Source organism: Caulobacter sp. (assembly GCF_965279145.1).
GTDB lineage: Bacteria > Pseudomonadota > Alphaproteobacteria > Caulobacterales > Caulobacteraceae > Caulobacter.
Genome location: NZ_OZ257139.1, coordinates 2,385,220 through 2,400,699, shown reverse-complemented (window position 1 = coordinate 2,400,699; position 15,480 = coordinate 2,385,220). Strand labels below are relative to the sequence as shown.

Here is a 15,480-nt window from a genome sequence, read left to right as displayed (position 1 = left end):
AGAACTGATTTGCGTAGCCTGATCGCCGCTGTTGAACGTATCGACCCGCTGACCGTTTCCGGTCGCGTCGCCGCCGTGAACGGCCTCCTGATCGAGGCGCGCGGCGGCCTGACGCGGCTGGCGGTCGGGGCCCGGGTCGAGATCGACCGGCTGGGCCTGCCGGTGCTGCCGGCCGAAGTCGTCGGCTTCCGCGAAACCCGCGCCCTGCTGATGCCGTTCGGTCCCGTCGAGGGCGTGGCCCCCGGCGCCGAGATCCGCATCATGCCCGAAGGCGCCACCGTGCGCCCGACCAAGGCGTGGCTGGGCCGCATCATCAACGCCTTCGGCGAACCTATCGACGGGCTTGGCCCGCTGCCGCAGGGCGAAGTGCCCTACCCGCTCAAGACCTCGCCCCCGCCCGCCCACGCCCGCGGCCGGGTCGGCGCGCGGCTGGACCTGGGCGTGCGGTCGATGAACGTCTTCACCACCACCTGCCGGGGCCAGCGCCTGGGCATCTTCGCCGGCTCGGGCGTCGGCAAGTCGGTGCTGCTGTCGATGCTGGCCAAGCAAGCCACCTGCGACGCCGTCGTCGTGGGCCTGATCGGCGAACGGGGCCGCGAGGTGCGCGAGTTCATCGAGGAGACCTTGGGCGAGGAAGGCCTGAAGCGCGCCATCGTCGTGGTCGCCACCTCGGACGAGCCGGCCCTGACCCGTCGCCAGGCCGCCTACATGACCCTGGCGATCAGCGAATATCTCCGCGACCAGGACCTGGAAGTGCTGTGCCTGATGGACTCGGTCACCCGCTTCGCCATGGCCCAGCGCGAGATCGGCCTGGCCGCCGGCGAACCGCCGACCACCAAGGGCTACACGCCCACCGTCTTCACCGAGCTGCCCAAGCTGCTGGAGCGCGCCGGACCGGGTCCGATCCGCCCCGACGGCACCACGGCGGCCCCGATCACCGCCCTCTTCACCGTGCTGGTGGACGGCGACGACCACAACGAGCCGATCGCCGACGCCACGCGCGGTATCCTGGACGGCCACATCGTCATGGAGCGGGCCATCGCCGAGCGCGGCCGCTTCCCGGCGATCAACGTCCTGAAGTCCATCAGCCGGACCATGCCGGGCTGCCAGTACGACCATGAGCGGATGATCGTCAAAGGCGCCCGCCAGGTGATGGCCGCCTACGCCAACATGGAAGAACTGATCCGCATCGGCGCCTATCGCGCCGGGGCCGATCCGATCGTCGACCGCGCCATTCGCCTCAATCCGGCGATCGAAGAGTTCCTCAGCCAGGACAAGGACGAGGCCACCGGCCTCGACGAGTCCTTCGGACACCTAGCCAGTATCCTTGAGAGTGACCACGCATGACCAAGTGGGCCGCGTCCCTGATCCGCATCTCGACCCATGAGGTCGAGACCCTGCAGAAGCGTCTGGCCGACATCGTCGAAAAGCGCATGGCTGCCGAGCTGCGCGTGGCCATGCTGGACGCCGAGGCCGAGGCCGAGGCCAAGGGCGCCGAGAGCTCCGCCGAAGCCGGCTGGTACATGATCGGCTATCGCGAAGGCTCCAAGCGCCGGCGGGCCGAGATGATGCTGCAGATAGAGCAGGCCGCCATCGAGGAACAGGGCGCCCGCGACGCCCTCTCCTTCGCCTTTGAGGCGCTCAAGAAATACGAGCACGTCGCCGAGGCGGCCAAGATCGCCCAGGCCAAGAAGCTGGGTCAGATGGAAACGGCTTCGATGGACGAACTGGGTTTGCGTCGCGCCGCGATGGGCGGGCGATAGGCCTCGATTATAGCGGGTCGGCCCGACCTCAGCCCTGCGGCTCGACCGGGGCCTGCCTGGCCGGAGCGCGCGCGCGGAAAGCGGCATGGTCAGCGTCGCTGGTCTGGCGCAGGGCGCGCAGATCTTCGCTGATGCGGAAGATCGCGACGTAGAATTCGCAGAAGGCGCGCCACAGCAGCACCAGGGCGCCAGCCACCAACAGACCCGCGATCAACACCGGGAAGGCCAGCAGCAGGGAGCCGATTCCAGGCTCCTTCAGCGCCAGGCCCACGGCCGCGCCGACGACGGAAAACGCGAACAGGGCCACCACGCCCAGGCCGGCCCAATAGATCAGATGGATCACCGGACCGGTGACAAGCCTGTCAAAGGTCAGAAGGTCCCAGAACAGGGCGCCGCTGGACTTGGTCTTCTTGGCCGGAGGCATACGACATACCCGAAATCGGCGATAAACCGCCACCTTGGCGCATCGCTAGCAGCGACAAGCCCGCTCGGCAATGCCGAGCGGGCTAGAGGCTTTTCCTGGAAGGCGTTGTTATTGCGGCTTGGCGCCCGCCAGCGTGGCGTCGATCTGCGCCTTGGTGGCCGTGGTGCTGTAGCCGTCCGCCGTGGTGGCCAGGCTGACGCCCGGCAGCGCGAACTTCACGGCGCCGTTGGTGATGACCACATTGGTCGAGCCGTCGGCGGCGGCGCTGGTTCCGGAAATCGTGCCGACCGAGACGCCTGCGGGGTCCTTGACCAGGGCGCCCAGCTTGAAGTCGGCGGCGACAGCGGCCGAGGTCGGCGTGCCGGCGGCGTCAGCGCCTGGCGCGGTCGTGGTCGTCGTGGTGGTTGACGAGGTGGTCGGCGCGGCCATCCCGGGCGACGTCATCGGCGCGGCCGGCTGGGTGGTCGTGGTCGTCGTCGAGGTCGGCGGCGAAGCCGGTTGCGTGGTCACGGGCGCGCTTTGCGCGAAGGCGGCGCTGGCGAACATCATGGACGCGGCGGCGGCGAAGAAGGCGGTCTTGTTGCTTTTCATGGAAACGCTCCGTCGGTAATCGGAAGCCCCTACCCACGGAAATCAACGCAACGCGATAGCTCAGGTTCCGAAACCCGTCAGACCATGCCCACGGTCTTGAGCCGCGCGCGCGGATGGATTTCGTTCTGGCTCATCACCACGGTCTGACCGCGGAAGCGTTCGATGATCGAGCGGACATAGGGGCGGACCCCCGGGCTGGTCAGCAGAACGGCGGCCTCGCCCTGCAGCGCGGCGCGCTCGAAAGCCTCGCGAACGCCACGGATGAAATCCTGCAGACGCGAGGGGGCCAGGGCCAGCTGCTTGTCGTCCCCGGGGCCGATCAGGGCCTCGGCGAAGGCCTGCTCCCACTCGGCCGACAGGGTGATGATCGGCAGCGCGCCGTCGTCGCCGCGATTGGCCCAGCACAGCTGACGGGCCAGGCGCGCGCGGACCTGCTCGACCAGCTGGGTGACCGACTGGGTGTGAGGCGCGGCCTCGCCGATGCCCTCCAGGATCTGCGGCAGGTCGCGGATCGAGACCCGCTCCTTGAGCAGGGCCTGCAGTACGCGCTGCACCGTCGTGGCGGTGGCGACCGACGGGATGAGGTCGTCGACCAGCTTCTTCTGCCCCTCGGGCAGCTCCTTCAGAAGCTTCTGCACTTCCGAATAGGAGAGCAGGTCGGCCATGTTTTCCTTGAGGATCTCGGTCAGGTGCGTGGTCAGCACGGTGGCCGGATCGACGATGGTGTAGCCCCGGAAGGTGGCTTCCTCGCGCAGGTCGTCGGCCACCCAGGTCGCGGGCAGGCCAAAGGCCGGTTCGCGCACATGCTCGCCCGGCAGCTCGACCTGGCCGCCGCGCGGGTCCATGGCCATGAGCATCCCGAGGCGGACCTCGCCGGCGCCGGCCTCCATCTCCTTGATGCGGATCGCATAGCCCTGGTTGGCCAAGCGCATGTTGTCGAGGATGCGGACCGGCGGCATGATGAAGCCGAACTCGGTCGCCAGGGTCTTGCGCAGGGCGCGGATCTGGTCGGTCAAGCGGCGGCCGTCCAGGTCGTTGATCAGGGTCAGCAGGCCGTAGCCCAACTCGATCTTGACGTCGTCGATGGCCAGCGAGGCGCTGATCGGCTCTTCCTCGGGCTCGGCATTGGCGTTGGCGGCGTCGGCGATGGCCGGATCGATCGCGGCCGGCTTGCGGGCGTTGACCGACCGGCGATAGGCCAGGAAGCCCGCGCCCAGCGACACGGCCGCGAACGGGATGATCGGAATGCCCGGGATCAGGGCGATGACGCCCGACGAGGCCGAGACCATGCCCAGGGCCACCGGGTTCATCGACAGCTGCTTGGTCAGGGCGGCGTTGGCCGAGCCCTCGACGCCGGCCTTGGAGACCACGAGGCCGGCCGCGATCGAGATGATCAGGGCCGGGATCTGGCTGACCAGACCGTCGCCGATGGTCATGATCGTATAGCTGGCCGAGGCCGCGCCGATCGGCATCTTGTGCTGCACGACGCCGATCAGGATGCCGCCGACGATGTTGATGCCGGTGATGATCAGGCCGGCGACCGCGTCGCCCTTCACGAACTTGCTGGCGCCGTCCATGGCGCCGAAGAAGGTGCTTTCCTGCTCCAGATCCTTGCGACGCTGCTTGGCGGTGTCCTGATCGATCAGGCCGGTCGACAGGTCGGCGTCGATGGCCATCTGCTTGCCAGGCATGGCGTCCAGGGTGAAGCGGGCCGCGACTTCGGCGATCCGGCCCGAACCCTTGGTGACGACCATGAAGTTCACCACCACCAGGATGATGAAGACGATCACCCCGATGACGAAGTTGCCCTGCATCATCAGGTTGCCGAACGACTCGATGACCGCGCCGGCGCCGTGGGCGCCTTCCTGGCCGTGCCCCAGGATCAGCCGGGTCGAGGCGATGTTCAGACCCAGGCGATACAGGGTCGCGACCAGCAGAACGGTCGGGAACGAGGTGAATTCCAGCGGTTTGCGGATCAGCACCGCCGTCATCAGGATCAGGACCGAGCCGGTCAGCGAGATCGCCAGCAGCAGGTCCAGCAGGAACGGCGGCACCGGCAGGATCAGCAGAACGATGATGCCCACGACGCCCAGCGCCAGGCCCATTTCGCCGCGCAGGATCCCCGCCCACAGCGAGCTGGCACTGGGCATGGCGGTGGCGGTCTTGGGCAGGGCGGCGTCAGCCATTCAGTGCGTCGATCCCGTGGAGGCCCCTTGGCGCATGAAGCGATTTGCGCGAGGTCGCCAGTTGCTTAATGGAAATTAGCCATGTCCGGCGCCGGACCGATGGTCGCGGCCGCCGGCGCGTGACCTCAGGCGGCGTTGGTCACCCCGCCCTGGGGCGCGGGCACCGAGACGCCGGCTTCCGAATATTCCTTCAGCTTGTTGCGCAGGGTGCGGATCGAGATGCCCAGGATGTTGGCCGCGTGGGTGCGATTGCCCAGGCAGTGCTCCAGGGTGTCGATGATCAGGTGCTGCTCGACCTCGGCCACCGTCGAGCCGACGAAGGCCCGAGAGACGGCGTCGGCGGCCATCTGGGCGCCGCGGGCGACCGCGGTGTCCGGATTGGGGGCCATCGGCTGGCCGTCCGGCAGGCGGATGGCGAATTCCTCGATCTCCGCGCCCGGCGACAGCAGCACCGCGCGGTGCATCGCGTTTTCCAGTTCGCGGACGTTGCCAGGCCAGCGGTGACCGATCAGGCGGCGCTTGGCCTCGGCCGAGATCGGCTTTTCGGGCAGGCCGTTGGCGGCCGAGTATTTCTTGATGAAGAACTCGCACAAGCTCATCACATCGGCCGGGCGCTCGCGCAACGGCGGCAGGCGCAGGTTCACGACGTTGAGGCGGTAGAGCAGGTCTTCGCGGAACGTCCCGTCCTTCACCGCCTGGGTCAGGTCGCGGTTGGAGGTGGCCAGGATGCGGATGTCGACCTTGACCGGCTTCTGGCCGCCGACACGGTCGATCTCGCGCTCCTGGATGGCGCGCAGCAGCTTGGCCTGCAGGCGGGTGTCCATCTCGCTGATTTCGTCCAGCAGCAGGGTGCCGCCGTTGGCTTCCTCGAACTTGCCGATCCGGCGGGCCATGGCGCCGGTGAAGGCGCCCTTCTCGTGGCCGAACAGCTCGCTTTCCAGCAGGTTCTCGGGGATGGCGGCGCAGTTGACGCTGATGAACGGGGCCTTGGCGCGGCGCGACTTGCCGTGGAGGTAGCGGGCCATCACCTCCTTGCCCGAGCCGCTTTCGCCGGTGATCAGGATCGAGGCGTCAGAGGGCGCGACCTGGTCGGCCAGGCGGATCACGCTTTCCATCGACGGATCGCGCACGATCATCGGGCGCTCGTCGTCGGTGACGGCGGCCAGGACGGCGGCGATCAGCTCGGCGTCCGGCGGCAGGGGAATGAATTCCTTGGCCCCCGCCTTGATCGCGCCGGCGGCCCGCATCGGATCGGCGTCGACCCCGCAGGCCACCACCGGCACCCGGATGCGCTCGGCCTCGTTGGCCGCGATCAGGGCGGCGATGTCGAGCGAGTAGTCGACCATCAGCAGGTCAGCGCCCTGACCCGCGCGCAGGGCGTGCGTCGCCTGCTCGATGGTCTCGACGTGCGAGACCTTGGCCCCCGTGTTCATCGCCATCTTCACGGCGACGGAGAGCTGTCCGTTCAGTTTACCAACGACGAGAAGCCGCATGTTCTAGTCTCCCTTGACGCTACGAGCTTCAGCCCGCCGCGTCGCCGTCCTTGATGATTTCCGTCATGGTCACGCCCAGGCGCTCGTCGACGACGACCACCTCGCCCCGCGCCACCAGGCGGTTGTTCACATAGATGTCGATCGCCTCGCCGACCTTGCGGTCCAGCTCGAGGATGCTGCCCTGGCCCAGCTGCAGCAGCTGGGCGACGGACATGTGGGCGCGGCCGAGGACGGCCGAGATGTTCACCGGAACGTCGAACACCGGCGCCAGGTCGGAGGCGATCTTGTCGCTCATTTCGACCTGCATTTCCGAGGCCAGCATCTGGCCTCCGAATTCGTCGAGCGTGAGATTGTCTTCGGACATGGCGGTCAGCTTTCGCTAGCGGGAAGCAGGGGTTCGGCGTGCAGGCCCTCGGCAGCGATCGCCGCTTCCAAGGCTTCGGCCACCCGGCGGGTGGCCTCGTCGGGATCGAAGGCCGCTCGGCCGTCGCCCCAGTCGAAGGTGAAGGCGGCCGGTGGCATGTCGCCATCGGCGCGGGCGACGATCTGGCCGGGGAAGCCGATCGCCTGGGCGGTTTCGTCCAGCGTCTGCTGAGTGCGCTCGACCAGATCGGCCGAGACGCGGACCGTGACCCGCGGCTGGGCCTCGACTTCGCGGGCCAGGGCGACCAGGGCCGCATTGGCCGGCGCCTCGGGAAAGCGTTCGAGGGCGGCGTCGGCGATCTTGCGCGCGGCGGCCAGGGCCAGCAGGGCCGAGCCCGAGCGATGCTCGTGGGCCACGGCCGCCAGGGTGGTGAAGGCTTCGCGCACCGCGCCGGCGATGCCGCCCAGGGCGTTGGCGGCGTGCTGCTCGGCGCGGGCCAAGGCCGAGCGCTCGCCCAGCGCATAGGCCTCGGTCTTGGCGGCCTCGACCTCTTCGGGGGTGAAACTGCGCTTGGGCCGGGGCGGAGGCTCGGTCATGCCGCCACGGCCGTCGAAGACCGTGTCGAAGGTGAAGCGCTTGTGGGGAATGTCGGTCATGCTGCCATCTCCCCTAGTAGATCAGCTCGTCGTCGCTGCCCGAACCGGCCAGCATGATCTCGCCCTTGGCCGCCAGATCCTTGGCGACCTGCACCATGGCGACCTGGGCCTGATCCACGTCCTTCAGACGCACCGGACCCATGCTCTCCATGTCTTCGCGCATGATCTTGGAGGCGCGCTCCGACATGTTGGAGAAGAACATCTCGCGCAGCTTGTCCGAGGCGCCCTTGAGCGCCAGGGCCAGCTGTTCCTTGCTGGTGGCGCGCAGCAGGGTCTGGACGCCGCCCGGATCCAGCTTGGACAGGTCTTCGAACACGAACATCAGGGCGCGGATGCGTTCGGCCGCCTCGCGGTTGCGCTCTTCCAGCGCCGCGATGAAGCGGGCCTCGGTCTGGCGATCGAAGTTGTTGAAGATCTCGGCCATCATCTCGTGGCTGTCGCGCTTGGACGTGCGCGCCAGGTTCGACATGAATTCCGTGCGCAGCGTCTGCTCGATCTTGTCGAGGATTTCGCGCTGCACCGGCTCCATCCGCAGCATGCGGGTCACGCATTCCAGGGCGAAGTCCTCCGGCAAGGAGGCCAGCACGCGGGCGGCGTGGTCGCTCTTCACCTTGGACAGCACCACGGCGACGGTCTGGGGGTATTCGTTCTTCAGATAGTTGGCGAGCACCGCCTCGTTCACGTTGCCCAGCTTGTCCCACATGGTGCGACCGGCCGGACCGCGGATTTCCTCCATCAGCGCGTCGACCTTGTCGGGCGGCATGAAGGATTGCAGCAGGCGCTGGGTCTGCTCGTAGGAGCCCATGATCGCGCCGGTCGAACTCATGCCCGAGACGAACTCGACCAGCAGTTCTTCGACAACCGACGCCGAGACCGTGCCGAGGCCGGCCATGGCCTGGGAGACTTCCTTGATCTCCTCGTCGTCCAGGGCTTCCCAGATGCGGGTGTGATCCTCGCCCAGCGACAGCAGGACGATGGCGGCCTTTTCCGGGCCGGCCAGCTTGCTCACATCGTTGATGGCGGTCTTCATGGCCATCAGGTCGACTCGTGCAGCCAGGTGCGGAGGATGGCGACCGACTCGTCAGGGTGCTTGTCGACGAACTCGGACACCCGCTTGATTGACGAGGCCTTCACCTGCCCCTCGATCTTGGCGATGTCGATGCGCTGATCGATGTCGGCCCCGCCCGGGCCCGCGATGGCGATGGGCTCGCCCGACTGATCGATGATGACTTCCTGGGTGGAACCGTCCGACAGGGTGACCATGCGGGTCACCTGCGGCGCGCCCAGCGCCATCTGGGCCGGAGCGGGCGTCATGAGGTTCTTCAGGAACGGACGCACCGCGAACATCAGGATCAGGATCGAGACCACCGCCAGGATGCCCATCTCGACGATGCGCATGATGTCGTTCTTGTCGAAGCCCGTCAGCAGGCCGGCCTTGCCCAGGGCCTGATCCTCGGGTTGCGGGAAGCGGATGTTGGTCACCTTGACCTGGTCGCCACGCGCGGCGTCGAAGCCGATGGCGGTCTTGACCAGGTCTTCCAGTTGGGCGCGCTCGGCCTCGGTGCGCGGCGTATAGGCGCCGGGCTTGCCGTCCTTGCCGGGAGGAGCGGTGACGCCGTCGATCGCCACCGCAACGGCCAGCTTCTTGATGGCGCCCGGCTCGGTCACCTCGGTGCGGACCGACTTGGAGATCTCGTAGTTCGTGACGCTCTCGTTGCTGCCCGATTTCGAGCCCAGAGCCTGGAAGCCGCCGGGCGCGCCGCCTGGAATGTTCTGGGCCGCCGAGACGCCGTTGGTGTCGTCGTTCTTGTTTTCCTGATTGCTGGCTTCGTTGGTGCTTTCCGAACGGATCACCTGGCCTTCGGGATCGAACTTCTCTTCCTGGACGGTGACGCGGTTCAGGTCGAGTTCGGCCGTGACGTTGACACGCGCCTTGCCCGGGCCGAGCACGCCTTCGATCATGTCCTTGACCGTCTTGGCGATGCGGGCCTCGGCCTCGCTCTTTCGGTCCTGAGCCAGTTGCCCAGCCAGACTTTCATCGCTTGAAGCCGACAGGGTCTTGCCGTGCTGGTCGATGACGCTGACCTTTTCCGGCTTCAGACCCGAGACCGAGCTTGAGACCAGGTTCTGGACGGCCCGCACCATGTCGGACGACGGCTCGCGGCCGGCGGTGCCCAGGGTCACGGCGGCCGAGGGCTGCTCGGCGTCTTCCTCGAAGATCTGGCGCTTGGGCAGGACCAGGTGGACGCGGACGCTGTTGACGCCCTGCAGGCCGCGAATGGTCTTTTCCAGTTCCCCTTGCAGGGCGCGCTGACGGTTCAGCTGCTGGACAAAGTCGGTCTGACCCAGGGCGGTGCTGGAGTCGAAGATTTCGTAGCCGATCGAGCCGGAGGTCACCAGGCCCTTGCCGGCCACCATCAGGCGGGCCGAGGCGACCTTGCCGCGCGGCACCATGATGGTCGAGCCGTCGCCCTTGGTCTCGTATTTGATGCCGGCCTGATCGAGGGCCTGGGTGACCGTCGAGGCTTCCTTGAGGTCGAGGTTGGAATACAGGAGCTCGTTCGGCTCCTTGCCCATGAACATGACGAGAGCGACAAGGATCGCGACAACGCCAGCGCCGACGCCGATCAGGGCGGCGAGCCGGCCAACGCCGAACCTCTGCACTCCGCTCAGAAAGCTATCCACTCAGGCCAATCCCCCAACAAGCCACCCCGACGGGGGACAACGGCGTCGGCTGCCCTGAGGCGACCGTCGCTAGGCAGGATTTACCCAGTTCAAGGTAAACGACGCGTTTACAAACGGCCGACCATGGGCCTGGGCAAAGCGCCAAAACGTCGCGGCCGCGCCCTGGGAAGGGCGCGGCCGCTGAACGTCTTCGAGAGCCTTTCCGACCGCCGAGCAGCCAGAAAGTCACAGCAAGTCCGCGCCTTAGCGGTATTGCTGGAGCCGCGTGGTCCTCAGACCCGCCAGCCCGTGCCGATCAATCGACTGCTGCCAGTTGAGGAACTCCTCATTGGTCAGCTTGTAACGATCACACGCCTCGTCGAGCGAGAGAAGGCCACCGCGAACGGCGGCCACCACCTCGGCCTTGCGCCGGATCACCCAACGCTGGGTTTCCGGAGGCGGCAAATCCGAGAGAGTTAGTGGCGCGCCGGTCGGACCGATCACGTACTTCTCACCCCGGCTGTTCGTGCGCTGCTGCTGCAACATGGCTTTACGCCTTTCCCACAACCATCACTGTTGAAGGTCACTATAGGCGCCAGCCAATAACAGCGGCTTAATTCCAATAGTAAAGAAAGGCCTAAACATGAGGCTTCCCCTCGAAGTCTTTAGTGTGCCGATGTGAAACAAAAGTATTAAACCCAGTTAATACCTATGATCAGCGCTTGATGCTCAAGAGTTCTTCAAGCATCTGGTCGGCGGTGGTGATGATTTTCGATGAAGCTGAGTAGGCTCTCTGCGTCGTGATCAGTCCGGTGAACTCAGTGGACAGATCGACTGTAGAAGCTTCGAGGGTCGAAGGCGCAATGGAACCCGCGCCGCCCTGCCCCGGGGTCTTGAGGCTGTAGGTGCCGCTCTCATTGGTCACGCGGTAAGCGTTGCCATTGACGCCCTTCAGGCCGTTGGGGTTCGAGAAGGTGGCGACGGCGACCTGCGCGATCCGGCGGGTGACGCCGTTGTCGAAGATCGCCGAGACGTAGCCTTCGTCATCCACTTCGATGTTGGTCAGGTTGCCGAAGGCCGTGCCGTTGGTGTTGACCGACTGAACGACCGACTGGCTGTTGAACTGGGTCAAGCCGCCGGCGGCGTTGGCCAGGTCGATCTGCAGGGTCTGGCTGTCGATGCCCAGGGCGTCGGACCAGCGCGGGGCCGCCGTGGTGATGGCCGGGTCGGACGCGCCGATGGTGATCGAGGTCGGGTTGGTGCCGTTGAACAGGTTGCCCACCGTGGCCAGCTTGCCGTCGGTGGTGAAGGTGATGCGGCCCGAGCTGATCATGCCGTTGGCGACGTTATCGAGGTCGCCAGGCTTGGCGCGCAGTTCGGCGTACCACTCATTGGGCACGTTGCTCTTCAGCAGCGACAGGGTGACCGTGCGCTGGCCGCCCTTGGAGTCCGAAACGGGGATCTGGATCTCGAAATCGGGCTTGACGCCCTTGGTGGCGTCCAGGGCGTAGTCGGACATCGAATTGGTGGTGGCGTTATAGAGATTGCCCGTCAGCAGGTCGGTGCTGGCGTTGATCCCCAGGGCCACGGCGGTGACCGTTGGCGTACCGGCGCCGGTGCCGCTGACGTCGATGTTGGTCGTGCCGCCGGGCAGGGTGGTGGCGGTCAGGGCGCCGGCCACGTAGGTGTTCTTGCCGCTTGCGACCAGAACGCCGGCCTTCTTGACCTCGACATCATAGACGCCGGCCGTCGCGGTCGGGCTGTAGCTGACCGAGTAGGACGCGGTGGCCGCGGCGCTGTCGATGATGTTGGGCTTGGTGATCGTGAACTTGGACTGGGCCGACAGCGGCTGTTCCGAGCGCAGGTTGGCGTTGACCGCCGCGCGGGTGGTCTTCTCGGCGGTGCCGCCGACCGAGCCGACATTGATGGACGACAGTTGGGTCAGGTCCGACGGGTCGGGCGTGATGTCACCGCTGACCGGATCGGCCAGCCAGCCCTGCAGGTAGAGGCCGGCGTCGTTCTTCAGATAGCCCAGATTGTCCAGCTGGAACGACCCGGCGCGGGTGAACGAGCGGGTGTCGGTGGCGGTCAGGCCTTCGGGCTTCTCGGTGCCCACGAAGAAGCCGGCGCCGGCGATCGACAGGTCCAGGTTCGACGTCGTCGACTGGGTCAGGCCCTGCTGGCTGATGAACTGGTGGGTCTGAGACTTGACGCCGCCGGCGCTGTACGTCGCGTTCTTGCTCTGCGAGGTCACCAGCGTCGAGAAGTTGGCCGTGCTGCGCTTGTAGCCGACGGTGTTGACGTTGGCGATATTGTCCGAGATCGCGGCCAGGGCCGAAGAGTTCGCGATCAGGCCCGAGACGCCCGAAAGCATGGCGCTGTTGATGCTCATGACGAAATTCCTGCGTTGACTGTCAAATGACTGGTGGGTTCAGCGCGGTTTGCGTTTGGGCTCGGCAGGAACCGTTCCTGGAGAGCCGCGTCGGCGTCATTCTGACGCCCGGTTCATTCCGGCGGACGTCCGCTAGGCTGCGGCTTTTGTGTCCGTATCTGTTGTGGTGGCGGCCGTGGCCGGCGGGTTGGTGACGCCGATTACCGCGTCCAGCGCGACCTGCTTGCCGTTGATGGTCAGCATGGTCTGCCCGGTGGAGTTGTCGACGGCGGTGACGACGCCTTGGATACGGCCGGCGACTTTGGTCGTGATCGCCTTGCCGTCGGCGCCCGAGGCCGTGACCTTGATCGAGTAGGCGTCGCCATCGTCGAGTTGCTTGCCGTCCTGGTCCTTGCCATCCCACTTCAGAGTGTGAGAGCCGCTCTTCAGGTCGTCGGGGCTAATGGTGCGGACAACCTTGCCCGCCGCATTGGTGATCTCGACCTTCACCTGGGTCGCGCCGCCGGCCTGGCTGTAGACGAACGTCGCTTCCTTATCCTTCAGCGTCGAGGTCGCGGTCTCGGCCGTGACCAGCTTGTCCATCATGCCCACGGCTTCGGAGAGACCCGAGCCGGTGTTCATTCCGATGAGAGCCGTCAGCAGATCATTGGTGACAAGCTGCTGCTCGACGCCGGTCATCTGGGTGATCTGGCTGGTCATCTGTGTCGTGTCGGTCGGCGACAGGGGGTCCTGGTTCTTCAGCTGCGTGGTCAGCAGCTTCAGGAAGGTCTGCTCGTTCGTCGCCAGCGATGTGCGCGAGTTCTTGATCTTGTCGACAGCGGAGGTGCTGGTGGTCGCCGTCGAAACATTTGCGGCGTTGATCTGAGCGTAGGTCGAAGAGGTGGAGGTCATACCGGGCGCCTCTAGATGCGAATATCGAGACCGCTGTCGGGGGCCATGCGCAGGCCCGGCAGCAGATCTGAAGGGGAAAGGGTGATCGGTTCGTCGTTCAGGGCCGACTGGAAGGCCTTGCCCGACCACGCCCGGCGGCCGTCTTCACCGCCGTTGAAACCGAAGAAGGCGTTCTGGTTCTGACCGCCGTTCTGGCTCGACACGTCGAAGCTCAGGGCATTGTCGGCGACCGTGAAGCCCGCCTGGGACAGGGCCTGGCGAAGCTCGGCGGACTTGCTCCGCAGCTCGGCGGCCGCCTGGGCGGTGTCGAAGTGCATGTGGGCGCTGAGGGCGCCGTTGCGGGCGATCTCGATGCGCACGTCGACCTTGCCCAATCCCTCAGGCGTCAGGGCGACATCGAAGCGGGTCGTCTGGGCGTCAAGCTTCTTGATGATATCGGCCGACAGCTGGGCCACCGTCTCCGGCGACCCGCGCACCTCCGCCTTCATCGGCAGGGCGGCCTGGGCGTTGGCGACCACGGGCGAGGCCGTCTGAGAGATGACGGGGGCGTCGGGCGTCGCGGCGGCGTCGGTCACGGCGGCGGTCAGAAGGTCGGCGCTCGACTGTCCCTGATCGCCCTGACCTGTTCCGCCCTTGTCGGCGCTGGCCTGGTCGGACAGGGCCGCGGCCTGGACCGCGGCGGTGCTGACGGGCACGGCGTCCGTCGGGGCGGCGACCTCGGCGGCGACCGGCGCGGCCGACACGGCGACCTTGACCGAAGCCTGGGTGGCCTGGGCGGCGGCGGGCGCGACGGCGGCTTCAACCACGGCGGCGGCGTCCGTAACGGCGACGAGCGGCGCGGTCTCGCCCGCGGCCGCCACGGCGGCCGGCTGCTCGGCCGGGACCGGCGCGACGACAGGCTCCGCAGGTTGCGTGGCGACCGCCGGAGCGGCGGCCTTGGGCGCGGCGGCTGGCGCGGCTTCGACGGTGACGGCCGGCGTGGCGGCGAGCTCGGCGGCGACGGCGATCGGAGCCGCCTCGGGGGCCGGAAGGGCTTCGGCGACAAGCGCGGGCGCCGGGGCGGCGACCTTGGTCTCGGCGACAGGCGGCGTGGCGACCGTCGGGGCGGCGACGACAGGGGCCTGGAGGGCGTCGGCGTCGGCCGCCAGGGTCGGAATCTCCGGCGTCACGCTCAGTTCGACCGGCGCGGGCGTCGCGTCGTCCTGGGCGGCGGCGATCAGGTCGGCCATGGCCTGGGCCGATGCGGCAGGATCGGTGGGCGCGACCACGACCTGAGCCGTCGGCTCGGCGGCGACGCTGGCGACGGTCTGCTCGACCTGCGGGATCATCGCCGCGACCAGGGTGGCGGCGGCCAGCGCGGCGGCTTCGGCCTGGCCGGCGGCCTTGGCGTCGGCGTCATCGGCCTTCTCCGCGGCGTCAGCTTCAGCCGCGTCCGCGGCGTCGGCTTGGGCGGCGTCCTTCTTGTTCACCGACGCGTCGACAGCGTCCTGTCTGTCGGCCGCCTTGGCGGTCGCGTCCGTCTTGGCGGTGGTGTCGGCCTTGGCGGCCTTGTCGGGCCTGGACGCGCTGGAACTCTTTGACGGGGCGGGAGCGGGCGGCGCGTCATCGTCGGCGGTCGCGATGGCGAGCAGCGCGTCGAAGCCATCGTTCACGCCCTGGCCGCCAGCAGCCGGGGTCGGGCTGACGGGGGAAGGGGCGGCGGGGGCGGCGATCACGGTCATTCGTGGTCCGAGCTCGTTGGGTGCGACGGTTCATGACGAACACGCCTTTGTCCGGACCTCCTTCAGCAACCGTCGGGCCAACTCGGCATTTCAGACATAAGCTATTGTAAATATTGATATTAATTCCTTGTTTACGGGTTAAAAATGAGCCGTCGGCGGCGCTTTTTGCCGAGTCGAATGACGTCGCGGGGACCTGGCTTGCCGCGTCGCCCGGTCACGCCCCCACTTGGCGCCCTCCTTGCGCATACGATCCTGTCGAATTGTCGACGCTTGGAACCAAATGCCATGATTTTCAGTGGCTTAGCACATATCGAGGGTTCTAGCCCCTCCCCCGC

At 67.1% G+C, this 15,480-nt stretch carries 14 protein-coding genes; 2 read left to right on the top strand and 12 right to left on the bottom strand.

Annotated elements, in window-relative coordinates; all coding sequences use genetic code 11:
• The first annotated feature begins 9 nt into the window (after nt 1–9).
• Both fliI and ACQY9P_RS11360 read left to right on the top strand, forming a co-directional pair.
• The gene (gene fliI, locus ACQY9P_RS11365) at nt 10–1,347 is read left to right on the top strand and encodes a flagellar protein export ATPase FliI (RefSeq protein ID WP_421739152.1); all 1,338 of its coding nucleotides are present in this window, start codon (nt 10–12) and stop codon (nt 1,345–1,347) included.
• The gene (locus ACQY9P_RS11360; protein ID WP_421739153.1) at nt 1,344–1,763 is read left to right on the top strand and encodes a flagellar export protein FliJ; all 420 of its coding nucleotides are present in this window, start codon (nt 1,344–1,346) and stop codon (nt 1,761–1,763) included. Before fliI ends, ACQY9P_RS11360 begins: the two co-directional genes overlap by 4 nt.
• A gap of 28 nt (nt 1,764–1,791) precedes the next feature.
• Here the strand turns inward: ACQY9P_RS11360 and ACQY9P_RS11355 are convergent, their stop codons facing one another.
• From ACQY9P_RS11355 to ACQY9P_RS11300, 12 genes are all read right to left on the bottom strand, one after another.
• Nucleotides 1,792–2,187 carry a DUF4282 domain-containing protein gene (locus tag ACQY9P_RS11355; RefSeq protein WP_421739154.1) on the bottom strand — a complete coding sequence of 132 codons (396 nt, stop codon included), beginning with the start codon at nt 2,185–2,187 and terminating at the stop codon, nt 1,792–1,794.
• Between the two features lie 108 nt (nt 2,188–2,295).
• Nucleotides 2,296–2,778 carry a hypothetical protein gene (locus ACQY9P_RS11350; protein WP_421739155.1) on the bottom strand — a complete coding sequence of 161 codons (483 nt, stop codon included), beginning with the start codon at nt 2,776–2,778 and terminating at the stop codon, nt 2,296–2,298.
• A 77-nt stretch (nt 2,779–2,855) separates the two neighbouring features.
• Nucleotides 2,856–4,964 carry a flagellar biosynthesis protein FlhA gene (gene flhA / locus ACQY9P_RS11345; protein WP_421739156.1) on the bottom strand — a complete coding sequence of 703 codons (2,109 nt, stop codon included), beginning with the start codon at nt 4,962–4,964 and terminating at the stop codon, nt 2,856–2,858.
• A 125-nt stretch (nt 4,965–5,089) separates the two neighbouring features.
• Entirely contained in the window at nt 5,090–6,457 is a 1,368-nt protein-coding gene (locus ACQY9P_RS11340) for a sigma-54 interaction domain-containing protein (RefSeq protein ID WP_421739157.1), read from the bottom strand.
• A gap of 28 nt (nt 6,458–6,485) precedes the next feature.
• Nucleotides 6,486–6,821 (bottom strand): flagellar motor switch protein FliN, encoded by a 336-nt coding sequence (gene fliN, locus ACQY9P_RS11335; protein ID WP_421739158.1) that lies wholly within the window; start codon nt 6,819–6,821, stop codon nt 6,486–6,488.
• 5 nt (nt 6,822–6,826) lie between these two features.
• Nucleotides 6,827–7,477, bottom strand: a complete 651-nt coding sequence (locus ACQY9P_RS11330) for a flagellar assembly protein FliH (RefSeq protein ID WP_421739159.1) — start codon at nt 7,475–7,477, stop codon at nt 6,827–6,829.
• 13 nt (nt 7,478–7,490) lie between these two features.
• Entirely contained in the window at nt 7,491–8,513 is a 1,023-nt protein-coding gene (gene fliG / locus ACQY9P_RS11325; RefSeq protein WP_421739160.1) for a flagellar motor switch protein FliG, read from the bottom strand.
• Nucleotides 8,513–10,162: a flagellar basal-body MS-ring/collar protein FliF gene (fliF, locus tag ACQY9P_RS11320; protein ID WP_421739161.1), complete on the bottom strand. Its 1,650-nt coding sequence runs from the start codon at nt 10,160–10,162 to the stop codon at nt 8,513–8,515. The genes fliG and fliF overlap by 1 nt, the downstream gene beginning before the upstream one ends.
• Nucleotides 10,163–10,405: 243 nt before the next feature.
• Nucleotides 10,406–10,687, bottom strand: a complete 282-nt coding sequence (sciP, locus tag ACQY9P_RS11315) for a CtrA inhibitor SciP (protein WP_035042932.1) — start codon at nt 10,685–10,687, stop codon at nt 10,406–10,408.
• Between the two features lie 169 nt (nt 10,688–10,856).
• On the bottom strand, nt 10,857–12,533 hold the full coding sequence (flgE, locus tag ACQY9P_RS11310) for a flagellar hook protein FlgE (protein ID WP_421739162.1): 1,677 nt from the start codon (nt 12,531–12,533) through the stop codon (nt 10,857–10,859).
• A 132-nt stretch (nt 12,534–12,665) separates the two neighbouring features.
• On the bottom strand, nt 12,666–13,424 hold the full coding sequence (locus ACQY9P_RS11305) for a flagellar hook assembly protein FlgD (RefSeq protein ID WP_421739163.1): 759 nt from the start codon (nt 13,422–13,424) through the stop codon (nt 12,666–12,668).
• 11 nt (nt 13,425–13,435) lie between these two features.
• Nucleotides 13,436–15,145, bottom strand: coding sequence for a flagellar hook-length control protein FliK (locus ACQY9P_RS11300; RefSeq protein ID WP_421739164.1), 1,710 nt, complete (start codon nt 15,143–15,145; stop codon nt 13,436–13,438).
• Nucleotides 15,146–15,480: the final 335 nt, after the last annotated feature.